A 24,094-nucleotide genomic window follows, 5' to 3' on the forward strand; every position below is an offset into this window, starting at 1 on the left:
AACAGATATAACCAATATACTTTGTATTAAATTACTAGTGCAACATATGTTTTTTGGCATTTACGATATTGTACTAAGGTGAAAAAGGTCAATTCTTAATCAATACAGAGCAACAATAATCTAAAAGAAGCTATAAATTGAAAGTGGGAGTAAAGTTAATGTTTGAGTTACAGAATGACATCTTAACCATTGAAGAACTAATGGAGGCACTTTACATTGGGAGAAATTATGCATACAAACTACTTAACAGTGGAGAAGTTAAAGGATTTAGAGTAGGGAGATCTTGGAGGATTCCTCGAACATCAATAGAAGAATATGTAATTAAAAAGTGCAAAAGCTAGACCTCGCTTAGTTCAGTCTAAGCGAGGTCTTTTTTGTGCTCCTCTATGATCCTGCCTCTCATGAGGATTGCCTATCAGCATAGGCATCAATTGTATAATATATAAACTATTAATCTAATATTACCTTTATCAATGATTTAGTAAACTAACTTATAATAATACCCCTAATTTAATTTCAAGACCTATCCTACAACCCGATCGCTGAAGCACACATTAGCTGGTAAGTTGCTTAGTTACCAAGGCTCACTAAGTTTTCTTACAATGTCACTACGAGATAATACAGACGCACATCTTTCCCATAAGTGAGCCTCAGGATCTATGGTCCCACGATACCTCACACTAAAAGCATCTTGAGCCTTTTTCCTTTCATGAATGTATTCATTCATTCTTTCTTTAAGCTCTTCTTCATCCTTGATCCAGTCATCATCAATTGTATCTGGCAGGCTGCCGAAAATGTCATATGTGTCACGCAAGCGTTCTGACAATACATTGTATACTTTCTCATCTTGAGTTTCACTGTAGACCAGATTGAGCATATCAACAAACTTACGCGATTGGCCAAATCGTTTAATTCTACCCAATCGCTGTTCAAGCCGAGATGGGTTCCAGGGAAGGTCAATGTTAATCAATGTACCTAGAGTTTGAAGGTTCAACCCTTCACAAGCTGCATCAGTTGCTACTACAAGTCTAATCTCACGGGTTTTAACAGCAGCCTTGATGACTTCACGTTCAACATTATTGAACTGCATATCTCGAAAGAGACCACTTTTTCCAACTCCAGCGTAAACTGCCACTACTTCACCTTTAATAGATTTAGCCAGTTCTTTGGCAATCCATTCGGCAGTGTCGTAATATTGGCTGAAAATAATACAACCGTGCTCAAGCCACGTTTTTCCATCAGTTCTAAACTCAGTCAAGAACCACTTCAATGTATTAAGTTTAGAGTCTACCGCTTCAGGTCGTGAAAGCTGTCTCTCTATTTCTTTGAGGCAGTTGACTTCTTCGGGAGTCATTTCAGAAAGTATGTGTTCTACTTCTTCAATTCGGTCCTCATCTTCGTTTGATATAGAGTGCTTTAGCATCTTCTGTGCAGTTTTCAACCCAGATGCAAAGCTTGAACAAATACGCTGTAACATTAACGATTTCATAAAGCCGCCAGCTTTGGATCTAGATTGAAGCAGCTGGCTAAACTCCTCTGCTTTTTCATACGCAACCTGAAAGGGCGTATTGGTTGGAATCCCCAAACCAACAAAACGAGAATGATACTGTGCAAGGTTTCGGCTTAGCGGGTGAGTATTTACCCCTACTTTTTCTAACAGACCATCGTCCTCAAGCTGCTTTCGTTTTCTTAAAACCGTATGGCGTAAGACAGGATTATTTTCTTTGAAAAATTTGAGATCCAGACATTCAGAAAGCCACATATTCTTAATCATATAGTCCAAGTCTTCAAACCGATGTCCGCAAAAGAAAGACTGGGAGTCAATTGACAAATAATCACGAATCTGCTGTACAATATGATGTTCATATGCCGGTGGTAGTGGATTGCTTAACCGCTATATCTTGGAAAAAATTAAAAATTTTCATAAATTTAATAATTTTTAAAAAATTGTAGACAATTTTAGACAAAATGTTATATAATTCTATCATTAGTAAACTATGGAAATTATAAAGGGGGGATTTTTTTGGTTATTCAAAAAAAAATAAGGAAATATGGGATAGAATTATTTACATGTATAGCAATACTAGGAGCAATTCTTATTATTTCGGTTGCGGCAGGTGCCGTATCAATGTATCACATTTACACAAATGGTCAAAAACATGATCAAGTGGTACAATTTTGTAAGGATAGAGGTGGCTGGTTAACATTTACAACTACAAACGGCTATAGTGGGACACTAAAAGCACAGAAAAGTTCTTCTTGGAGTTTTATGCCCAGCAGTAGTAATACATCTAATATGAGTTGTACTCCTGGCGGAACAGCATACCTTAAGTATCCAAACGGCCAAACGATTATAGGGTCTATACCACCGATTGGTGAGTATGAATAAATAATAATTTTTAATAAATGTAATTAGTTTAAATCATCCATAGTTTACTAATTTCATTGGAGGTAAAGTCATGTTGAATATTGAAAATTTAGACTTCTCTTATACTCAAAACTCCCCAGTATTGAACAATGTTAATATTAATATTACATCGGGTGATTGTGTGGCTTTGGTTGGGTATAATGGAAGTGGTAAAACGACTATCATAAAATTAATTTTAGGTTTACTTAAACCTAGCCAAGGAATAGTTAATGTATTTAATCACTCTCCTAATATTAACAACAATGATTTTAAATCTAAGATAGGTATTAGTTTTGATGATCCAAATCTTATTGACTTCTTAACTGTTAACGAGTATTTAGAGTTTGTAATTAATACATATAAACGTATTGAGAATGGTATAACTGATTTACATATAGAGGAATATTTGGAACGTTTCAAAATGATAAACTATAAAAAAACGCTAATTAGAAGTTTATCGCATGGGACAAAGATGAAATTGCAACTAATATCTGCTATGATGAGCAATCCTGAATTATTAGTACTGGATGAACCAACCAATAGCTTAGATTTTGAAACTATACTAAATTTAGAAAAAACTATAATTAATAGAAACCCAAATCAAACAGTGTTTATAACAAGCCATGACTTTGATTTTTTAGAAAGTGTTTGTAACAAGTTTTACTTTCTTTATAATAAACAAGTATTTTTACTGAATTTTGATTCAAATAACATTTCTATTAAAAAGGAGATTCTAAGTATAGTGGAGGATAACATAAGTGAAGGAAGAAGTTAGGGGAAATAAATACATTGACATCATGGCCAACAATCTATTGAGGAACATTATTGTATATATATTGAATAAAAACTCATATCTAATAATGGTCCCATTTATTATCATAATAATATATTTTTATTTTTTGTATAACCACATATTTTTGGTGCTAAATAATGTAGCTATTAATAGTGAGGATTTATTGCGGGCTATTTCTACCTCAATAATATTAACAATTAATATGGTTGCTATTTTCTCTATTGCTTTGAGTGTATTATTTAATATAATCTACAATAGTTTTATAAAAAAATCATTTTTTTTTCCCATTGATATTTACCAATCTTTTGTGAAAATAGAAAATAAAATTATTGCTATTTTATTATTGTTTTTTTCTTGTTATATAATCACCTTTATCTTTGCTTTAAATAATAATTTAATTGAAAAGCTCTTCTTTTTAGCTGGAATAATATTTACTGTTTATGTTACATTTAAATTTTCAAATATAATCATTTTTATTTTCACTTTTTTAACAGCAAGTAATCTACCAGCAAAGAACATTCCTGTATATTATTGGATAATTTTCTATCAAATTACTTTTTTCGGTGTCTATATTAAAGTAATAACATTAATTCAGCAGAATTTACATGATAATTACTATATTGTTTTTTTAATGTTGATAATATTCATTATTGGTAGGATTCTATCTAACAAATTTATTAAAAGTTTTTATTCTCCTAAATACATTAAGCTATTTCTACACTCTAAAAAAGTAACAGTTATCGAAAAAAAATTAGATCTTGACAAAAAAATAAAATTTAATATGCTCACATTATTGCGAAACAAAAATATTATTATTAGTTATTTTATTATGTCTAGTATATTAATAATAATTCTGAAGTATCTAGGTCTGTTAATTAACAATAATGTTTATATTATCTCTTCAGTAATAATTTCACCTATACTTTTTAGTATTAAAGAAAACTTTCGAAATGATTATATAAGATTCCCAATTAATAAACTTGTAATTTATTTTTATGATGTTATTATTTCCATAATTGTTTCCGGTACTATTTTTATGTTTTTAGTTACAGTTTCAAGAGGAATTATATTTTTCAACGATATACTATTATTTTTTTCTTTACTATGCTTAAGTATTTCTCTGCAAATTGTTATAAAGATTCCTTTTAATCCAAATAATCAAAGTAGCATTTACTTTTTTGGTATATTTTCACTTTTTTCACAATGTATTATATTTATTACCCATTTTTTTGAGTTACCTATCGTTATATTATTTATAGTATCTTTGATTACTTTAATATGTATTCTATTTTATGGAGGTAAAAATGAGACTTCCAAAAAATTTTAAAATAAAACTAAACAAGGGGATATACTTTCGGGAGAATGGTATATTAGATATGAGAGTTGGAATGTTTTATCCTTATCATGCCTTCAACAAAGAAGATATTAAAATTATCAATAATATAAAAAATGGTGATAACTATATCAAATTACAACAACAAAAAGTAAATCATAATGCAGCATATGAAGATTGGATAAGACATTTTAAAGAGTTATATAAACTTGATTTATTTTATATCTCCAGTCCATATAAAGTAATTAATTTATTTATTAACAATCATGTTTATTACGATCAAATAAGATTAAAAATGCTTACTATATTTATTACTACAATATTGTTAGTAACAGTACCTATAATAATTTCAATGTTTTTAATATTTTCAATAACAAAATTAGATATTTTTGTTTCAATTTGCTTATTTATTATCATATTTATCGGTTCCTTAATCTTGCATGAAGTTTCTCATTGTGTTTCCTATTGGTTCTTATCAAAAGAAAAGTATAATGGCTATTTTTTACTAGAAAAAGGGACAGTTTATTTTGTATCAAATACAATAAATACATTAAAGGATCGAATAGTAGCTCTTGCAGGTCCACTAACTGGTTCACTTGTTTCATTCATAGCAATTAATATAATTAGTCATTCTTCGATTTATTTTTGGTTGGTTCCCTTGTACCATTTAATGCAAATACTACCGTTCTTTCATGACGGTAAAATAATTTTTGGAGGAAAACATGTTTGAGTCAAATAAAACTAAAAAATATATTGTAGTTATTATAACTTGGATTCTAATATATGGTGTTTTCTTTATTATAAGCTTACAATTGTTAGGAAATTTGATAGTCTATCCAAATATAATGGAAGAAGGACTAAATCATGCAACAATTTTTGGTATACCACTACTAGATTACAATGTTACTTTAGATGAATTTGGATACCCAGATGTTACAGTAACAGATAGAAATTTACTTTATAACCTTCTTCCTTTTATTTTTGCTGGTATATTTTTCTTAATTGGGCTCATTTTAGTTTCCCTTGTAAAAAAATTCATTAACAAGCTACTTATATAATATTGCTAAAAATGAAAGGTAGATTACTATGAAATATAGAGTCGGTATTTTTTTCGGTTTTTTAGCTTTTGTAAGTGTTTTCTTAATAGATCAAGGCTGGATTAGTTACGGTAATAAGAAATATCTCAATGAGATTTCTATAACAGAATTAAAGGAAAGGCTTTCAAATGATGAAATTGTGGTGCTAATTAGTACGTCAGATTCGGAATGTAATGTTTGTACTAAGGTATATCCTAAAATGAAAAGAATCGCAAACAAAGTTGAACATACTGTTTACTATGTTGATATTTCTAATATTTCAACCGATGAGATACAAATAATTCCCGAATTCTCTCAGGAGTACAACATTAATAGCATACCAACGCTGCTCCATTATAAAGAAGGAAAACTTGTATACAATATCACTGGAGACTTAGAGGAGAAGTCAATAAAAAATTATATTACTGGAAGATAAATAATATATAACTAAAAGATAGAAGCTTTTACAATGTAAAAGAAATTAACACAGTAAGTGCCTCACCCACTCTTGCTGTATTTTGCAATATAAAAGTGCAGAAAAATGCAAAGAAAAGTACAGAGGTTTGTCACCCAGGTTACTTTTCTTTATTTTCTTTTGGATAATGCATTTGTTAAGCGATAACTTTCACCCTGAAAAGAAATAATGTGAGCGTGATGAACCAGCCGATCTACCAAAGCTGCAGTCAATCTAGAGTCTGTAAATATTCGGTTCCATTGACTAAATTCTAAACTTGACGTGATAATCAAACTCATCTGTTCGTAAAACTCCGAAATAAGCTGGAGATGATAGATCTCTGCTATATGTACCAATCGAAGTGTTTTAAACTTTCCTCTTAATTGATCACTCATTCGCCTACCTCCTTCAATGGAGTAAGGGCATCGTACTGATTCCAATTCTCTGGAAACTTCTTAATAGTTAACCCCTTTAATTTCCGAGCACCATATTTATTTTCAAAGAAATTAAAAAAAGTAACTTTCACCGCTGCAAAATAGTAGTGTTTGAGTTACCTTTTTTCATGAAAATATTATACCTGCTATAACCAATTTTGATATAAATTTTTAAACCTTAATAATTGCACCTTCTAGTTATCAATTTGATAAATTTCATTAAAAGTTTACCGTTATTTATGATACGGTTCACCCCGATTAATCCGAAAAGCCCGATACACCTGCTCCAACAAAATCAACCTCATTAACTGGTGTGGAAATGTCATCTTAGAAAAGGACAAGGTATCATTCGACCGCTTCATCACTTCCTCGCTCAAACCGAGTGAGCCTCCGATGACGAATGCAATTTTGCTTTTTCCATAGATAGCGAGCTTATCGATTTCACTTGCAAGCTGCTCGGACGATCGCTGCTTTCCTTCTATGGCCAGCGCGATGACATGAGCGTCATCCGATATCTTAGCCAGGATCCGTTCGCCTTCTTTCTGCTTTACCTGCACCATTTCTGCATCGCTCAATTGTTCCGGTGCCTTCTCGTCTGGAAGCTCCATCACCTCCACCTTGGCGTAAGCTCCGAGCCGCTTCAGGTACTCGTCAATTCCCTGCTTTAAATATTTTTCTTTTAGCTTCCCAATTGTGATTATTGAGATATTCACAGTCATCCCCGCCTTGCAAACAGTTTATCCACAGAAGTTATCCACATATCAACAATTTCTATCCACATTTAGTATGCGAATACTAGTTCCCCACCATATATACTGCATGTTCGGAGCAGAATTCACAGGTTGTTGATAACTTTTCATCTTCTGGCACCATCTCCAGTATTGGTGCCTCTTCGTGCTCATCTATGTACATTTCCATTGCCAGTTCAATATGTTCCAAACAGCATTTCATAGTGTCCAATCCTTTCTACACCTTGTTTTCCTTTCAAGAATACCACTTATCCACATGTTTATAAATAAAAGCACACAACAAGGGAGAAATCTCCCCCTTGTTAAGATGATTCTTCTGATAATTTAACGGAAACGTTCTGAATATCCTTGCCTCTATAAAACGTCACTTCCATCGTGTCCCCGATTTCTCTTTCGTTATATAAGTGTTTTCGAAGCTCAATGACGTCTCTTACAGGCTCACCATCCAGTTCGATAATTACGTCATATTCCTTCAGTCCTGCTTCCGCTGCTGGAGATCCAGGGGAAACGCCAGTTACATAGACGCCTGCTTTGACCTCATCCGGAAGCTTTAATGTTTCCTGCCAATGGTAACTGGATACGTCCGATAAGGAACCGATGCTGACCCCAAAATATGGCCTTCTTACCTCTCCATACTGCTCCAGGTCATTGATGATCGGTATCACCGAGTTGATCGGGATGGCCAGTCCGATACCCTCTACCTCTTGCTGAGCTATTTTCATGGAGTTGATGCCGATAAGCTTGCCTTGAATATTGATCAAGGCCCCACCGCTGTTACCCGGATTGATGGCGGCATCCGTCTGCATGACATCCGCATGCCAATCAAAGGTGCCGTCTCGGTTAATGTCCACCGGAATACTTCTGTCCGTACCGGAAATGATCCCTTGTGTCACAGAACCGGAGAATTGAAGGCCGAGTGGATTCCCGATTGCAATGACAGGTTCGCCAGTACGCACACTATCAGAGTTTCCGAAATCAGCGACCTTTGTCACCAATTCATCCTTCATTTCAAGTACAGCCAAATCCGTCCAAGGATCCTCACCAAGCACTTCTGCCGGTACCCTCGTTCCATCAATCAGGCTCAACTCGACTTCTCCTGCTCCTTCAATGACATGAAAATTTGTGACAACAAAGGCTTTGCCGTTTTCCTTTTTGTAAATGACACCAGATCCAGTACCCGCTTCCCCTTCTTGGTCCGTTTCGACCTCGCCGTTTTCCCAGAACGAGGACTGCTGTAGATTAATGACGCCAACTACCGCTTCAGCTACTGCATCGACGGCCTTTGTAATGCCTGATTCAACATTGACGGAGACATTACGGATTTCAGCCGATCCCGCCTCACCAGGTTCCGGTAATCGGCCAACTTCTCCTTCATTTCTTGGCTCAAGCTCACTCAAGTCAGGTGTTGCATTTTTTGATAATGACGGAATGGCAACCATGAAAAGGAATGCACCGAGTAATAGTCCAATAAGGCCCGGTATTAAGTATCCTCTTCCTGTTTTTTTCTTTTTTGAATGATCATGCTGGTCGTAGTATCCCACTTCATATCCTTCCTTCCTGGAAAATGCATCTCTCCATACGGCAACTTTCATGTGAAAACCTCAAGCCTGGAGCTGTTCCTTTGCATTTCCATTTCGAAAAAGACAAAAAGAAAGGCGCTAAAAGCCTAAGATTTTACACGAAAGCCAGCGCAGTTGGTGATTTTGGATCTGTATCATATAGCTCGACCTGCTCACCGGTGATGATCCCCCGTGTGGCAAGTGTTTGCTCTACAGACATTCTCGCTAGATCTTTCATGTTATTATCTTGACTTAAATGCGCCAAATAAATACGCTTTGTTTGATCGCCCAACACATCTGCCATAGCAAGCGCTGCATCCTCGTTGGATACATGCCCGACATCACTTAGGATACGGCGTTTGATACTCCAAGGGTAATGTCCCATCTGCAGCATCTGCACATCGTGATTGCTCTCAAAAACATACGCGTTTGCGTTCGAGATGATCCCTTTCATCCGGTCGCTGACATAGCCTGTATCGGTAATGACGACCAGCTTCTTTTCTCCTTGATGAAAAGCGTAGAACATCGGCTCCACTGCATCGTGGGAAACACCGAATGACTCTACATCCAAATCACCAAAGGTTTTGACCCGCTCCGTTTCAAAATTGAATTTCAAATCGGTCGGGATTGCGCCGACGAGGCCGTCCATCGCTTTCCAAGTCTTTTCATTCGCATAGACAGGGAGCTTGTACTTTCTCGCAAGCACCCCAATCCCCTTAATGTGATCGCTATGCTCATGTGTAACGAGGATTCCGGAAAGGTCCTCTATTCTTTTATCTATTTTGGTAAATAACTCTTGTATCTTTTTGCCGCTCAAACCAGCATCAATTAATAAAGAATGCTCCTCTGTTGCGACATAAATTGCATTTCCAGTGCTACCACTGGCAAGCACGCTAAAATGCAGGCTCATGTCACTTCACTCCAATGTTCTATTTTCTTTTCGGATGATCTGTCCTTCCAATGCATTGACGAAGAAATCCTGTTCCCCATTGACGACAATGTGCCAGGTTGGTGTCAGTACATGGGAAGATGTAATCTGTACTAACGTATAGTAGCCAAGTTTGACATCCGTCACATGACTTCCCGGCTTCAGTTCATTCATATTATACAGGTTTTCCAGTGCATTGAAGGCCGTTATCAGCTCCTGTGCCTCGTCCATCTCCTCCAAATCGGAAATCAAGGTCTGTTTGTAGGAAACGATATTGTTTTCCTCATCCAGATATAAACTAAGCATGCCACTTTCATTGTTACTGTAAATCAGTCCTTTTTTATAGGATTGAAAGAAGATAAGCTCCTTTTCCCCTTTACGATAGAACTTATAGTCATATTTATCGTTGAACAATAATTGTTCTCTCAGCAGTGAAGGAAGCTTGGTTTCCATTTCGGTTTCAGGCGCTGGTATAGGCTCTTTCAAAGCACCGACCAATACTGTTTCGTTGACAATCTCGACCGTTTGTTCTTTTTTCTCTAACGCTTCCTTGTCCTCAACAGAAAATTTGTAGCTCTTTCCACTGATATAGCTTTCGGTTACGGGTTCCTTTGGGAGATTCTCATAGGTAATTTCATCTGCTTCAAACTGTTCTTCAATCGTAGCCTCTGTAATGAGATCCCATTGATTTTCATTTCTCTTTTCAAATATTTGCGAAGCCAAAAAGATATTCAGGATGAGAAATGTAATAATGAAAATGGTCTTTGTTTTCCGCCAATCCATCTTACATTCCCCCTCCCAGTTCATCTGTTTCCGTGAAAATGACCTTTGACCAGCTGTTATTATCAAGGTACATCCATACAGGCTCCAATATCAAAACCCCTTGATAATCCATTTCACGTTTTAGCTCATAGCCGACCCTGATATCCTGAATCGTTGACATATCCAAGTTCTTCAGGGCATTCAATTCACGCTCCACTTGGCTTGCAGGTGGAAGAATTGTAGTCTGCGGATCATTTATCGGTGGCCCCAGTTGATAGATGGGACGTGAATAGCTATACACTTCATTGTTTCTCCATACCTGATTTATCTCGGTCAACCCATCACGGTTCATCACAGGGTAATTTCCGACATGTAATTGAAAAACGACTCTTTCATAATCGGCGTCCGATACATTCCAGCGTGAAAATTGGAATCTATCCGTCCAGCCGCTATGCTCGTTCACAAAGTCTATTCCTCGTTCAATCACATTAAAATCAGGGGAATTGGCTTCATTAGGCAATACGGTATTGACATATTGAAGCTGTGTATACGTACGGTCCACGCTCATGAATCTTTCACTGTCCGTATAAACTTCCCCTACATTCATCTGATCCTTTGTCACGACACTTGGATCATTGAATAATGCATCCCTGAATTCATCTGGATTGATCGAATCTGTGAGGAAGTTCATTCTTGGCATTTCTGCTGGTGCCTTAGGTACGAAAATATACCGGTCATCCTCTGCAGCAATACTTACATACTCGTTATATATAACAGAAGGTGTATAGAATTTCTCTTTAAGCGTCGAGAGGGAGATATTGTTGACCTTCGCTTTATACACCCTTCGATCTTCATAGTTGACCAGGTGAAGGACAGGCGTACTTTTCTCCCCTTGATTATTAATGTCTATCAATATACGGTCCACCGTTCCATTCGGCACTTCTTCGTCAGTAAAGCCAATAAGGTATCTCAAGGTTTCCAATGGAATATCATCAGGGAATATCACTTCCATCTTCCCATTGTCATGCATAAAAGGAATAAATTCCTCTTCCTCAATCAAGGTGGAAGTAGGATCTATATCAAATAGACTCCACTTCTTCATTTCTTTAGTAAAACGGAGAATTTCCTGATTCTCAATCGTTCCATAGTGCACCCCATCGAAATGATACAGGATTTTGGAAGGGCGAATAATATTTTCCGGCTCTTCCGTTTTACTGATCTCCACATTTCGAAGCAGCTTTTCATTACTTGTATAGTCCAATGACGGCTGAAAAGTCCACAGATTCCAGGAAAGAACCAGGCTAGTCAAGACAAGGATGGTTAATATAAGTGATTTCAGATTTTCGTATTTCATGACCAATCATCCTTTTGTTCTTCTTGCTTGATAGGAAGTGTAAAGAAAATCTTTGTTCCTTTTCCTTCCTGACTTGACGCCCAAATGTCCCCATTATGTGCATTAATCATTTCTTTTGCAATGGCAAGACCTAGACCGGTCCCCCCAAGCATACGCGTCCGAGCTTTATCTACGCGATAAAAACGATCAAATACCTTGGACAGATCAGCTTTAGGTATCCCTACCCCCTGGTCGCTTATGCTTACTAATATCTGCTTGGCCGTTTCCTCTATATGGACAGCAAAAGTGATGGTACCACCCTCGGGAGAATATTTCATGGCATTCGAAATGATATTGTCCAATACCTGGGTGATTTTATCTTCATCCAGACTCACCCACACTGCTTCTGCAGGCAAGTCACGGACAAACGTCACCTCTTGGGATTTTGATAACTCGAAACGATCAATGATTCGATTGAAGAATTCCACAAAATCAACAGAAATTTTATTAAAACGATAATCCCTTGTGTCCATTTTGGAAAGCTGAAGCAGGTCATTTACTAGACGAATCATACGCTCTGTTTCTGTCTGGGTCACATCCAGAAATTTCGGCGCAATCTCGTCATCCTTCCAGGCACCTTCCGCCAGCGCCTCCAAGTAACTGCGCATCGTCGTCAAAGGTGTCCGCAGTTCATGGGATACATTTGCAACGAATTCCCGTCTCTCTTGATCTATCTTCTCTTGTTCTGTAATATCATGTAAAACCGTTATCAAGCCGTTAATGAACCCTGTTTCCTTCTGAATGATGGAGTTGCTGGCGCGAAGAATCAACGGTTTCTTTTCTGTACTGAAGTCCAGGATAAGCGTTTCCTGTTCCGATACTAAACTATCAAAGGTATGTGTTTCGACAATATCAAGGACTTCCACAATCGGTTTTTGCAGGACTGTTTCACGTGAAACGTTCAGCATCCCGAGTGCCGGTTCATTGATCAGGATAACCCTGCCTTTCCGGTCTGTCGCAATAACCCCATCTGTCATATGGGAAAGGACCGAGCTTAACTTACGCCTTTCTCCCTCTGTTGTAGCTTGTGCTTCCTGGAGTTTTCTTGTCAGGTTATTAAAGGAAAGCGCCAATTGCCCTATTTCATCATTTCCGTATATATTTACCTTGCGCGAAAAATTCCCTCTTGCCATCTCCAAAGCCTGTTTTCGCATATCCGACATCGGCCTCGTTATCGTCTGCGCCAACAGCACTCCCAATACAGCTGTTACGGCCAAAGCAAGCGTTGTCCCAGCCGTAAATATACTATTAATCTGACGCATCTGAGCATAGACATTTTCCATGGATGCCTTCATATAGATAGCACCTATGATTTCCTGACTGTTCGTCTTTATGGGAGCTGCAATAATGCGTACACGGTCTCCTGTATTTCGATCGATGGCATCATCCTCGGAATATTGACCCACTGCAAGCGCACGTTTAATAAGCAGGTCCGTTGTCCTTTTCCCTACCATTCTAGTTTGATTGTATGGATCTGACGTTCCTAAAACCTTGCTTTTATTATTGATGACCCGTACTTCCAAAATATCCTCCATGGTAACATCCTGCAGAACATTTCGGATATCCTCTTCGATGGTTAACGTCGTATCGTCCCGTTGCTTCTTGATTTCCTGCTCAATACTGTAGGTCAATAACGAGATTCGTTCGTCTAGGGAGTCTGAAAAATTACTAATTAATTGCTTTTCAAGCTTGCTTACAAAATAAACCCCGATAATCTGCATGGCAATCAGAATCAACAGGACATATATCAACACAAATTTTAAGTGAATGGAGCGAAAGAAACCAACTTTTTTCATGAGTATTATTCCTGCTCGGATTGTCGCAGGTAATAGCCAACTCCTCTTCTAGTAACAATCCATGTAGGATGGCTTGGATTGTCCTCTATCTTTTCGCGAAGGCGTCGCACTGTTACATCGACTGTACGGACATCTCCATAATAATCATAGCCCCAAACAGTTTGTAGCAGATGCTCACGGGTCATGACCTGTCCTATATGCTTAGCCAGATAATGAAGCAATTCGAACTCACGATGTGTCAGCTCGATCATATCGCCGCGCTTTGTCACCATATAAGCATCTGGGTGAATTACAAGCGAGCCGATGGCAATCTCGGTCGGTTCATCCACTTCATTACCTTTTTGTTGATGTCTGCGCAGATTCGCCTTTACACGTGCTATTAATTCGCGTGTGCTGAAAGGCTTCGTGACATAGTCATCCGCACCAAGCTCTAGCCCCAATACTTTATCTATTTCCGAATCCTTCGCAGTAAGCATGATAATCGGCATTTCATACTTCTTCCTTACTTCACGGCACACTTCCATTCCATCTCTTTGAGGAAGCATGATGTCCAATAGAATCAGGTCAGGGCGAATTTCTTCCACTTTGTTGACCGCTTCTTCCCCATCATAGGCGCAATAAACATCATACCCCTCTTTTTGAAGGTTGAATTTTAATATATCTGCAATTGGTTTCTCGTCATCTACAACTAATATTTTCTTTTCCATCGCGTATTCGCTCCTTATCACATCTATCTATTAGTATCATTTAAATTTTCTATGTGCATTATACTAAATACTTTACCATGTAAAGCTCGGTAAAGCATCTAATAACAGAAAAGCAGGTGTTTCTATATCAACACCGCTGTTGATTTCCGCACTAGGCTGCGCTTTCCGCGGGGCGTTTGTGGAGCCTCCTCGGCTTCGCCTGCGGGGTCTCCACTAAACGCTTCCTCCCGCAGGAGTCTTCGCCTATTGCTCCAATCAACAGCTAGATTCTTTATATATAGTAACACTGGTCATTAAGAGAGCTTTAAAGAAAGAAAAACCTCTAGCTTTTTGTGGTTTGCTAGAGGTTTGAGAGATTATTTTAGTTTAAGAATTGCATTGGGTCTTTTAGTTGACCATTTTGGTACACTTCAAAGTGCAAATGGATTCCGGTGGATTGACCAGTTGTTCCCATTACACCGATTTTTGCCCCTCGAGCGACTGTTTGTCCAACTGATACATCGATGGATGCTAAATGAGCGTACGTAGTCTTCATTCCATTTTGGTGATTGATCACGATCTTATTGCCATAACCGCCATCCCAGCCAGCTGACTCTACAACACCATTATCAGCAGCTTTGATTGTACGGTCACTAGGACGTGCGATATCGATACCTTTATGCATCTTACCCCAACGATGGCCCATTTTACTTGATACATAACCGCCTACTGCCGGCCATGCAAGTGATCCACTGCCACGTGATGGGATTACCTTTGTTCCTTTTAGTACAATATGCTTAACAGGTTCTTTCAACACTTCTTCGTGTGTAACCTCTTTATTGACTTCAACACCATTTTCTTTTGTAACAATGGTTTGAATGTTTTTCTCCCCATTTACACCTTGCTGCTTCACTTTTGTTTCCCCTTTAGGAAGATCTGCATCTTCCACTACTTCTTGCTCGTAAGGGATTTCTTCATTACGGGAGGATTCCTCTTTCACTACCACATGTACGAATGGCTTTAAAGCCGTAACGTTTAATGTAGAACCTATTTTCAGTAAAGAATCTTCCTTGATGTCAGGGTTTAATGCCAACAGCTCTTCAGAAGTAAGGTCGTGCTTTTCAGCGATATCCCCTAGGACGTCCCCTTGGGCCACCTCGTACTTTTCCTCTTCCTTGACACCCTTCTTCAGAAGGTTCACCGCTTCCTCTACTGTCAGTACTTCAGAAGGCTTAACATTTTTCTCGGAAAATGAAACTTTTTCTTTCATTTGAACGTCTAATATACGAGACTCATCCACTTTGATTTCTGGAAGCTCCACATCGACTTTCTTTCTTTGCTCCAACTCTTTCAATTTCTCCTCGGAGACAAAGTCTAAAGTCAGTTGTTTTACTACTTTTTCAGCATCTTCTTTACTGCCAAGCAGCACGATTTCTTTTCCGTCAACCGTTATGGCAGAAGCATTTGCTTGTACTTCCAATTCAGAAGTAACTTTAGCTAAAGTTTCCTTGTTCTGAGTGGAAGGTCTGAATACCTTTTCCGGTAAAACGGAAAGCTGGTTTTCTACAGTAAGGTCAAGACCTTTGAAATCCTTCTGCATCTCTTGAATCTTTGCATCGACTGCTTTGTCCAGGATGCCTTTATCATCTACTGCTCCAACCCGTTCCCCATTTACATAGACATGGTAGATTGTCCCTAAAAGGGAGTTTTCGCTTGCTTGGGCAGCTACAGCACCAACTGATAACGTACCTACTGCAACAGTAGTAAGCAACGCTTTTTTAGTCAGTACAGAAAAACGATTATTTCGTATTTTATGTTTCATATTTATTTTTTTGGTGTATGTACTATATATAGACTTTAATTGGCTGATCATGGTTAAATCCCCCTGATTCCATTCCTCTACAAAAAAGAACATGTTTATTTGTTGAAAGATTACTAGGTATTTCGATACCCACGTAAATTTTTCGACTTCTTTACCATACCATATAACTATAAAAGAATAGAATAGTAGAACAAAAGATGTAACATAATTGTATTATTGTTGTCATATTTAGGCGATATTTAGTGGTTTTTCCTTATATAGTTATCTAAATGGGTAATTTTTCTTACATAATTATGATAAATCTTGAGGCTATTTTGGTAGTTTTGTATAATGAAGGCTATATTGGCAGTAATTATGGAATATAAAAAAGCACGCCGCTTTTCGAGTTGTGAAAAGAGGCGTGCTTTTTGGGATGGCTCGGGACGGAATCGAACCGCCGACACATGGATTTTCAGTCCATTGCTCTACCGACTGAGCTACCGAGCCTAATTTAGATATGTAAATAAAAATGGCGGTCCCGACCGGGATCGAACCGGCGATCTCCTGCGTGACAGGCAGGCATGTTAACCGCTACACCACGGGACCTTAGAAGCTTAAAATAAATTGGTGACCCATACGGGATTCGAACCCGTGTTACCGCCGTGAAAGGGCGGTGTCTTAACCGCTTGACCAATGGGCCTTGCAATGGTGTGCCATGAAGGACTCGAACCTTCGACCCTCTGATTAAAAGTCAGATGCTCTACCGACTGAGCTAATGGCACTTGAATGTCTAACAATCTACTGTTTTGACGACGTTTTTAATAATAGCATAATAGTATCGTTTAAAGCAATAGTCTTGTAAAAAAAGATTTAAATAAAGTGAAACGGATAAACACCGCTGTTGATTTCCGCACTAGGCTGCGCTTTCCGCGGGGCGGTGCTGGTGCCTCCTCGGCTTCGCCTGTGGGGTCTCCAGCTTACCGCTGTCTCCCGCAGGAGTCTTCGCCTATTGCTCCAATCAACAGCTATAGTCATATAGCCAATACTATTCTCTGATAGAACCAATAATAAAAGATGGCTGCTTTATAAGAAAGCAACCATCCCTACTTTAATTTATTATTTATTCGCGTACACGCTTCTTACAACATTCGTCTGAGAGCGATCTGGTCCTACAGAGAATATGGATAGAGGGATGCCTGTAAGCTGGGAAACACGCTCGATGTAGTGACGCGCATTTTCTGGAAGCTCATCAAGGCTTCTTACGCCTGTAATGTCCTCTGTCCAACCTGGCATTTCTTCGTATACCGGTTCACATTCAGCAAGGATTTTCAAGCTGGCAGGGAAAGCTTCCATCACTTCGCCTTTGTACTTGTATGCAACACATATTTTTAGGGACTCAATACCTGTTAACACGTCAATAGAATTAAGAGACAGATCTGTCAGCCCACTAACACGTCGAGCGTGACGTACCACTACGCTGTCAAACCAACCGACACGACGGGGTCTTCCGGTAGTTGTACCGTACTCTCTTCCAACCTCACGGATTTGATGACCAATTTCATTATCTAGTTCTGTCGGGAAAGGACCATCACCAACACGAGTCGTATAAGCTTTCGCTACACCTACTACGTGATTGATTTTTGATGGGCCGACACCGGAACCGATTGTCACTCCACCAGCTACAGGGTTAGAGGATGTAACAAACGGATACGTACCTTGGTCAATATCCAACATAACACCTTGTGCACCTTCGAATAGCACTCTGCGGCCATCGTCTAATGCGTCATTCAACACAACAGAAGTATCTGTTACATATTTCGCGAATTGCTGACCATATTCGTAATACTCGTCTAAGATATCCTCCAGCTTAAAGCCTTCCGCTTCGTACATCTTTTCTAGTAAACGGTTTTTCTCAGCAAGATTATGTGCCAATTTCGCTTCGAAAAGCTCACGGTCTAGAAGATCTGCAATACGGATTCCAACACGTGCTGCCTTGTCCATATACGCTGGCCCGATACCTTTTTTCGTCGTACCAATCTTATTTGCACCCTTGCGCTCTTCTTCCACTTCATCCAGTTTTAGATGATAAGGCAAGATGACGTGCGCACGGTTACTGATGCGAAGGTTATCTGTGCTTACTCCACGATCATGAAGATACTTCAGTTCTGTGATTAAAGCTTTAGGGTCAACAACCATCCCGTTACCGATAACACAAATCTTATCGCTGTAGAAAATTCCAGAAGGGATAAGATGTAATTTATACGTTTCACCATTGAATTTAATTGTATGTCCTGCGTTGTTTCCACCTTGGTAACGCGCGATCATTTCTGCGTTTTCTGAAAGGAAATCCGTGATTTTACCTTTTCCTTCATCGCCCCATTGTGTTCCTACTACGACTACTGATGCCATAGTTTGTACACCTCCACTAAATATGTAAACTTTTATTTTCACTATTTCAACCAAAGTAAGTTTATCAGCTGATCATGAGAAAGTCAACCAAAACACGAACGATTGACAAATTTGTATTGTTATTTGTTCGTGAATATTACAGTTTTATTGCATTTTATTTTGTTCTATAACATTTATCATATAAAAAAGGCACCTACTAGTGTAGATGCCTTTTATTATGCCCCCGAAGGTACAGATTCATCATCAAATCTGCGCTCCAGGTTAACGAATTTATTATATTCTTTTACGAACGCCAGCGAGACCGTACCAACTGGACCATTACGCTGCTTGGCCAAGATGATCTCAATGATGTTCTTGTTTTCACTTTCTTTGTCGTAATAGTCGTCACGGTATAGGAAGCCAACGATGTCGGCATCCTGCTCGATACTTCCGGATTCACGGATATCGGACATCATCGGGCGCTTATCTTGACGCTGCTCAACACCACGGGAAAGCTGGGATAGGGCGATTACTGGAACCTGTAATTCCCTCGCTAATGCTTTTAAGGAACGGGATATTTCGGAAACTTCCTGCTGACGGTTCTCTCCGCCGTTTCTGCCGCTTCCCTGGATCAATTGCAGGTAATCGATCAGAATCATGCCAAGGCCGCTCTCTTGCTTCAGACGGCGGCATTTGGAGCGTATTTCGCTCACTCGGATACCTGGTGTATCATCAATGTAGATTCCCGCATTGGAGAGGCTTCCCATCGCCATGGTCAGCTTGCTCCAGTCCTCAGCCGTCAATTGGCCTGTCCTTAAGTTCTGGGCATTGATGTTCCCCTCCGCACAGAGCATCCTCATGACAAGCTGCTCTGCACCCATCTCCAGACTGAAGATGGCCACATTTTCACGAGCTTTTACGGCTACATTCTGAGCGATGTTCAGGGCGAATGCTGTTTTACCAACAGAAGGACGGGCAGCGATAATGATCAGGTCATTTCGCTGGAAACCCGCTGTCATACGGTCAAGCTCGGTGAAGCCTGTTTCAATACCGGTAATTTCCCCTTTGCGATTGTGGAGCGTTTCAATATTGTCATAGGTTTTCACGAGGACGTCTTTTATGTTCTGGAAAACCCCGGAATTTTTACGCTGGGATACTTCAAGTATCTGCTTTTCAGCTTCGTTTAGCAGGCCAGCCACTTCGTCTTCCCTGGAGTAGCCTTCCTGTGCGATGCTTGTAGCCGTTCGAATCAGTCTTCGCAGAATGGACTTTTCCTCTACAATTTTTGCATAGTACTCAATATTGGCAGCGGTTGGAACCGAGTTTGCCAAATCACTCAAGTAGGAAACTCCCCCTACTTCTTCGAGCAGCTTCAGGTTGGCAAGCTCGGAAGTGACTGTTACAAGATCGATTGGTTCTCCGCGGTCAGACAGATTCAAAATGCAATTGAAGATTTTCTGGTGGGCAGCGCGGTAGAAGTCATCTGGCAGAACCAGCTCTGCCGCCATGGTAAGGGCCGATGGTTCCAGGAAAATGGCACCTAGGACGGCCTGTTCCGCTTCTATATTTTGTGGTGGTATGCGGTCAGCAAAAAGATCGCTCATCCTTGTTCCTCCTCCCTTGTAAGCATGGATGCTTGTCTATATATTATCCATTGCATAAAGAAAACTCGGCTGCTGCCGAGCATCTTCTGTTTTATTGTCTTTATTGATAATCTATTATTTTTGTTCCGTTACATGCACTTTAAGCGTTGCAGTCACATCGGAATGCAGCTTAACCGGTACATTCGTATAGCCTAAAGCACGAATCGCATCGTTCAGCTCCATTTTGCGTTTGTCGATTTTGATTTTATGCTTTTTCTGCAGTTCTTCGGAAATTTGCTTGGTGGTGATGGAACCGAATAGGCGTCCGCCCTCTCCAGCTTTCGTTTGGAACTCCAAAGTAAGCTTTTCAAGCGTTCCCTTGAGTTCTTTTGCATTCTCAAGCTCTTGCTCCGCTTCTTTTACTTCTTTATTTTTTTGTGCCTCTAATGATTTAAGGTTACCATGTGATGCTTCCATCGCCAACCCTTGTTTTAGTAGAAAATTATGGGCATAGCCATCTGCCACATTTTTAACTTCGCCTTTTTTTCCTTTTCCTTTTACATCTTTCAAGAATATAACTCTCATTCTTTGGTACCTCCTTCTAGGTATTCTCGGATTGCTTCTTTTAATTTCTCTTCCGCTTCATCTATCGTCATCGTCAGCTGCGTCGCTGCGTTCGTCAAGTGGCCGCCGCCTTCTAGCATCTCCATGACGACCTGCACATTGATGTCGCCAAGGGAACGGGCGCTGATACTGACCATATCGCCAGTCCGATGGGCAATCACAAATGATGTATTGATATCACTCATGGCAAGCAGGGTGTCAGCTGCTTGCGCGATCATGACCTGGTCGAAGGAATCTTCCGGATTGCCTTTTGCAATGACGATTCCATCTTGATAGAGATAGGCGCTTTCAATAAGCTTTGCACGTTTAACGAAGCGTTCCAAATTCTCTTTTAGCAGCTTTTGCACCAATATCGTATCTGCACCCTGGGAACGCAGATAGGATGCGGCATCAAATGTACGTGATCCAGTACGGACTGTGAAGCTTTTTGTATCTACTATTATACCAGCAAGTAGGGCAGTCGCTTCAAGCATGGTGATTTTGATGCGTTTTGGCTGGTATTGTAGAAGCTCCGTTACAAGCTCTGCTGTTGAGGAGGCATATGGCTCCATGTAAACGAGCAACGGATCTTCGATAAAGTCCTCCCCGCGTCGATGGTGGTCGATGACGACGACATCCTCGATTTTATTCAGAAGCCTTTCCTCAATCACAAGCGACGGTTTATGGGTATCTACGACCACAAGCAAGGTATCATTGGTAGCCATATCATAGGCTTCCTCAGGTGAGACAATTTTCTCCCATAACTCGTCATGACTTTTCAATTCGCTAAGCAGACGCTGGATGCCAGCATCAATCTCATTTTGATTTAACACAATGAACGAATCCTTTTGATTCAACTCTGCCACCTTGGCAATTCCGATAGCCGCTCCAATTGCATCCATATCCGGATAGCGATGACCCATAATGATGACCTTGTCACTTTCATGTATCAGTTCTTTAAGGGCATGGGAAATAACTCGGGCTCTTACTCTTGTACGCTTTTCCATTGGATTGGTTTTTCCGCCGTAGAAACGCACTTTTCCATTAGTCTGCTTGATGGCAACCTGATCTCCGCCACGACCAAGCGCAAGGTCGAGACTCGATTGTGCCAGATGGCCAAGCTCCGGAAGGGAAGGGACACCTGTTCCAATACCGACACTGAGCGTTAACGGCATGCTTTGTTTAGCCGTTTGTTCCCGGACTTCATCCAGTATCGTAAATTTGTTCTTTTCGAGTTGTACCAGTATGTGTTCATTCAATACCACAATAAAACGCTCCATCGATGTTCTCTTGAGGAATACGCCATTTTCGGTGGCCCATTTATTGATGATGGAGGTGACTTGGCTGTTTATAGCACTCTTTGTCTGATCGTCCATGCCTTGGGTCACTTCATCATAATTATCAAGGAAGATAATTCCGAGTACTGTGCGCTCTTCTTCATATTGTTTTTCAATTTGTGTCTGTTCGGTAACATCAAAGAAGTAAATAAGGCGCTCCGCCTTTTTGATTACCACTTTATATTTTCTATCATGAAGAGGGATCACTTCGTTTTCGGCGTCCTGCTTCAGTAAGGGAATCAGATTCTCCCCCACATCGTAAAGCGATCTGCCGACTAAGGTTTCCTCATGAAAACAAGAGGCCAGAAATGGGTTGGTCCACTCAATCTGATAGTCATCGTTGTAGAGCATAATCCCGATCGGCATTTCCATCAATGCCTCTTCGCCCACCTTTTTTAACCGGTAGGATAAGGTCGAGATATAAGTTTCCATTTCCTTTTTGGCTGTTTGTTCTACTTTCATATAGAAGTAAATGACGATACCAAGGAGCAGAAGACTAACTAGCCCTATTTGCCATTGGAAAAACATAATTACCCCAAACTGAATCACAGAAATGAGCAGCAGCGTATAAAAGGGGTAACGGAAATTCAGTTTTTCAAAATAATTAGGCATTGATTTTTCAGCTCCTAATTAACAATTTACTGTTTATTTTGTATCTGTTTTAAATACCGCTGTTGATTTCCGCACTAGGCTGCGCTTTCCGCGGGGCTTGCGAGAGCCTCCTCGGCTGCGCCTGTGGGGTCTCCACTAAACGCTTCCTCCCGCAGGAGTCTTCGCCTATTGCTCCAATCAACAGCTAGCATTCATAAAAAACCAACACTTTCGTTTAACAGAGAATCATGTAAAAATACCCATGAAAAATAAAGATATAGTGCGGACGCTATGGATTACCTGCCGCCCCTGTTGATTATATGCAAGGTGTGAAACTCCTGCAGGAGATAGCAGTAGACTTGAGACCCCGGAGGCAAGCCGAGGAGGCTCAAAAAGCGCCCCGCGATCGCTGCCACCTGGAGCGGAAAACAACAGGGTTTTTAAAGTGAAGACATTTTTTATATTTATGTTCTTGAGTAAAGTCTTACTTTTTTATTCGCTTTCGTAAATCAAATCCTAAATCTATGATGCCTACCATTCTTATTATATAGAGCAACGGAGGGATTAGAAAGGATAAAATTAGCATGATGATGGGTACAGCCTTGGGAATTTTTCTTTCATGACAGAAGTGAAAGATAAAGGACATTCCCTGCACTGTCATGAGCAGCATAAGGATATAGGATAAATTCATGGTTGCCAGAAAAAGCGTGGAACCCTCCTCCATTTCCATCAGGGAAAGCAGAATCACAATTAAGTAATACCACAACAGGCTTTTTGGTAACATGAAATCACGGAATGGAGGAAATGGCTGGACCGGTTCCTTCAGACGCTTCAGCACAAACCCGGCAATCCATTGTGAAATTAGGGCAAAGACAAATGCGATGGTGACCATACTGGACGGCAAAAGGTAGTTGAATTGCTCCACCATCTGCTGCATAAGTTCCATTGCTTCCTCTGAATTCTGACCAAGCGCAGTAGCCATTGCTTCTGCATTTTTCAAAGAATCATTCAGCATTTCATTGATCATTGCGGCAATATTTATTTCAAAAAGGACAATGGCAGTCACATAACCCAGTACTAAATTCAATAGGTACATCCCTGTGGCCGCCCCTAAAATGGCATATCGGTTGCTATTTTTCGCAAAAAGATAGCCCATCACCACACCGACCGAGCTCATTGGAATGCTCAGAACCAGTGCCGCAGGAGAACCCATCAGGAGGCTCAGTATATTGGCAAGCACCGCAAACCATATGCTCATTTTCCAGTCGTTCCGGACCGTATAGACGACAAATGGAACAACCAGCGCAAACAGGGTAATGGCTCCGATACCAGGAATGAATAATGTCATCAGGAGAAGCAGTACAAAGATTCCTAGCAATACGGCTCCCTCTGTAATATTTTTGGTTTTCAAGCTTACAAAC

22 protein-coding genes, 4 tRNA genes and 1 pseudogene are annotated in these 24,094 nt (G+C 39.7%); 7 read left to right on the forward strand and 20 right to left on the reverse strand.

Going from position 1 to position 24,094, the window contains the following annotated elements; genetic code table 11:
* Window positions 1–158 precede the first annotated feature (158 nt).
* Window positions 159–341 (forward strand): helix-turn-helix domain-containing protein, encoded by a 183-nt coding sequence (locus ACQCT5_RS19060; RefSeq protein ID WP_499644205.1) that lies wholly within the window; start codon window positions 159–161, stop codon window positions 339–341.
* A gap of 233 nt (window positions 342–574) precedes the next feature.
* On the opposite strand, the gene ACQCT5_RS19065 is transcribed toward ACQCT5_RS19060, so the two are convergent.
* The gene (locus tag ACQCT5_RS19065) at window positions 575–1,774 is read right to left on the reverse strand and encodes a helicase-related protein (RefSeq protein WP_499644207.1); all 1,200 of its coding nucleotides are present in this window, start codon (window positions 1,772–1,774) and stop codon (window positions 575–577) included.
* Window positions 1,775–2,023: 249 nt separating this feature from the next.
* Between ACQCT5_RS19065 and ACQCT5_RS19070 the strand changes: the two genes are divergently transcribed.
* The 6 genes from ACQCT5_RS19070 to ACQCT5_RS19095 all read left to right on the forward strand — a co-directional run bounded on the left by ACQCT5_RS19070 (window position 2,024) and on the right by ACQCT5_RS19095 (window position 6,045).
* Complete coding sequence (locus tag ACQCT5_RS19070; RefSeq protein ID WP_499644209.1) at window positions 2,024–2,389, forward strand: hypothetical protein; 366 nt, start codon at window positions 2,024–2,026, stop codon at window positions 2,387–2,389.
* A 70-nt stretch (window positions 2,390–2,459) separates the two neighbouring features.
* Entirely contained in the window at window positions 2,460–3,182 is a 723-nt protein-coding gene (locus tag ACQCT5_RS19075; protein ID WP_499644211.1) for an ABC transporter ATP-binding protein, read from the forward strand.
* Entirely contained in the window at window positions 3,166–4,527 is a 1,362-nt protein-coding gene (locus ACQCT5_RS19080) for a hypothetical protein (RefSeq protein WP_499644213.1), read from the forward strand. The genes ACQCT5_RS19075 and ACQCT5_RS19080 overlap by 17 nt, the downstream gene beginning before the upstream one ends.
* The gene (locus ACQCT5_RS19085; protein WP_499644215.1) at window positions 4,505–5,263 is read left to right on the forward strand and encodes a hypothetical protein; all 759 of its coding nucleotides are present in this window, start codon (window positions 4,505–4,507) and stop codon (window positions 5,261–5,263) included. The genes ACQCT5_RS19080 and ACQCT5_RS19085 overlap by 23 nt, the downstream gene beginning before the upstream one ends.
* On the forward strand, window positions 5,256–5,591 hold the full coding sequence (locus tag ACQCT5_RS19090; protein WP_499644217.1) for a hypothetical protein: 336 nt from the start codon (window positions 5,256–5,258) through the stop codon (window positions 5,589–5,591). The genes ACQCT5_RS19085 and ACQCT5_RS19090 overlap by 8 nt, the downstream gene beginning before the upstream one ends.
* 28 nt (window positions 5,592–5,619) lie before the next feature.
* Window positions 5,620–6,045: a thioredoxin family protein gene (locus ACQCT5_RS19095; RefSeq protein ID WP_499644219.1), complete on the forward strand. Its 426-nt coding sequence runs from the start codon at window positions 5,620–5,622 to the stop codon at window positions 6,043–6,045.
* 149 nt (window positions 6,046–6,194) lie between these two features.
* Here the strand turns inward: ACQCT5_RS19095 and ACQCT5_RS19100 are convergent.
* From ACQCT5_RS19100 to ACQCT5_RS19190, 19 genes and pseudogenes are all read right to left on the reverse strand, one after another.
* A pseudogene (locus ACQCT5_RS19100) lies at window positions 6,195–6,386 on the reverse strand (ATP-binding protein); the annotation flags it as partial.
* A gap of 344 nt (window positions 6,387–6,730) precedes the next feature.
* Window positions 6,731–7,210 carry a 23S rRNA (pseudouridine(1915)-N(3))-methyltransferase RlmH gene (rlmH, locus tag ACQCT5_RS19105; RefSeq protein ID WP_499644221.1) on the reverse strand — a complete coding sequence of 160 codons (480 nt, stop codon included), beginning with the start codon at window positions 7,208–7,210 and terminating at the stop codon, window positions 6,731–6,733.
* Window positions 7,211–7,292: 82 nt separating this feature from the next.
* Window positions 7,293–7,448 carry a CxxH/CxxC protein gene (locus ACQCT5_RS19110; RefSeq protein WP_499644301.1) on the reverse strand — a complete coding sequence of 52 codons (156 nt, stop codon included), beginning with the start codon at window positions 7,446–7,448 and terminating at the stop codon, window positions 7,293–7,295.
* Window positions 7,449–7,548: 100 nt separating this feature from the next.
* Window positions 7,549–8,787, reverse strand: coding sequence for a S1C family serine protease (locus ACQCT5_RS19115; RefSeq protein WP_499644303.1), 1,239 nt, complete (start codon window positions 8,785–8,787; stop codon window positions 7,549–7,551).
* Between the two features lie 133 nt (window positions 8,788–8,920).
* Window positions 8,921–9,715 (reverse strand): MBL fold metallo-hydrolase, encoded by a 795-nt coding sequence (locus ACQCT5_RS19120; RefSeq protein ID WP_499644223.1) that lies wholly within the window; start codon window positions 9,713–9,715, stop codon window positions 8,921–8,923.
* 6 nt (window positions 9,716–9,721) lie between these two features.
* Window positions 9,722–10,516 (reverse strand): two-component system regulatory protein YycI, encoded by a 795-nt coding sequence (locus ACQCT5_RS19125; protein ID WP_499644225.1) that lies wholly within the window; start codon window positions 10,514–10,516, stop codon window positions 9,722–9,724.
* 1 nt (window position 10,517) lies between these two features.
* The gene (locus ACQCT5_RS19130) at window positions 10,518–11,849 is read right to left on the reverse strand and encodes a YycH family regulatory protein (protein WP_499644227.1); all 1,332 of its coding nucleotides are present in this window, start codon (window positions 11,847–11,849) and stop codon (window positions 10,518–10,520) included.
* Window positions 11,846–13,684, reverse strand: coding sequence for a cell wall metabolism sensor histidine kinase WalK (gene walK, locus ACQCT5_RS19135; protein ID WP_499644229.1), 1,839 nt, complete (start codon window positions 13,682–13,684; stop codon window positions 11,846–11,848). The genes ACQCT5_RS19130 and walK overlap by 4 nt, the downstream gene beginning before the upstream one ends.
* A gap of 5 nt (window positions 13,685–13,689) precedes the next feature.
* Window positions 13,690–14,391: a response regulator YycF gene (gene yycF / locus ACQCT5_RS19140; RefSeq protein ID WP_499644231.1), complete on the reverse strand. Its 702-nt coding sequence runs from the start codon at window positions 14,389–14,391 to the stop codon at window positions 13,690–13,692.
* A 361-nt stretch (window positions 14,392–14,752) separates the two neighbouring features.
* Complete coding sequence (locus ACQCT5_RS19145; RefSeq protein WP_499644233.1) at window positions 14,753–16,243, reverse strand: peptidoglycan DD-metalloendopeptidase family protein; 1,491 nt, start codon at window positions 16,241–16,243, stop codon at window positions 14,753–14,755.
* Between the two features lie 362 nt (window positions 16,244–16,605).
* A tRNA-Phe gene (locus ACQCT5_RS19150) sits at window positions 16,606–16,678 on the reverse strand.
* A 23-nt stretch (window positions 16,679–16,701) separates the two neighbouring features.
* Window positions 16,702–16,777: transfer RNA gene (locus ACQCT5_RS19155), tRNA-Asp, on the reverse strand.
* Window positions 16,778–16,796: 19 nt separating this feature from the next.
* Window positions 16,797–16,871 (reverse strand) — tRNA-Glu (locus tag ACQCT5_RS19160).
* 6 nt (window positions 16,872–16,877) lie between these two features.
* A tRNA-Lys gene (locus tag ACQCT5_RS19165) sits at window positions 16,878–16,953 on the reverse strand.
* Between the two features lie 334 nt (window positions 16,954–17,287).
* A complete protein-coding gene (locus ACQCT5_RS19170; RefSeq protein ID WP_417898448.1) occupies window positions 17,288–18,580 on the reverse strand; it encodes an adenylosuccinate synthase in 1,293 nt (430 codons plus the stop codon).
* 215 nt (window positions 18,581–18,795) lie between these two features.
* On the reverse strand, window positions 18,796–20,163 hold the full coding sequence (gene dnaB, locus ACQCT5_RS19175) for a replicative DNA helicase (RefSeq protein WP_417898447.1): 1,368 nt from the start codon (window positions 20,161–20,163) through the stop codon (window positions 18,796–18,798).
* 114 nt (window positions 20,164–20,277) lie between these two features.
* A complete protein-coding gene (gene rplI, locus ACQCT5_RS19180) occupies window positions 20,278–20,727 on the reverse strand; it encodes a 50S ribosomal protein L9 (RefSeq protein WP_499644236.1) in 450 nt (149 codons plus the stop codon).
* Window positions 20,724–22,694, reverse strand: coding sequence for a DHH family phosphoesterase (locus ACQCT5_RS19185; protein ID WP_499644238.1), 1,971 nt, complete (start codon window positions 22,692–22,694; stop codon window positions 20,724–20,726). The genes rplI and ACQCT5_RS19185 overlap by 4 nt, the downstream gene beginning before the upstream one ends.
* 463 nt (window positions 22,695–23,157) lie before the next feature.
* The gene (locus ACQCT5_RS19190) at window positions 23,158–24,084 is read right to left on the reverse strand and encodes a YybS family protein (RefSeq protein ID WP_499644240.1); all 927 of its coding nucleotides are present in this window, start codon (window positions 24,082–24,084) and stop codon (window positions 23,158–23,160) included.
* Window positions 24,085–24,094 lie beyond the last annotated feature (10 nt).

The organism is Sutcliffiella halmapala, assembly GCF_050107295.1.
GTDB lineage: Bacteria > Bacillota > Bacilli > Bacillales > Bacillaceae_I > Sutcliffiella_A > Sutcliffiella_A halmapala_A.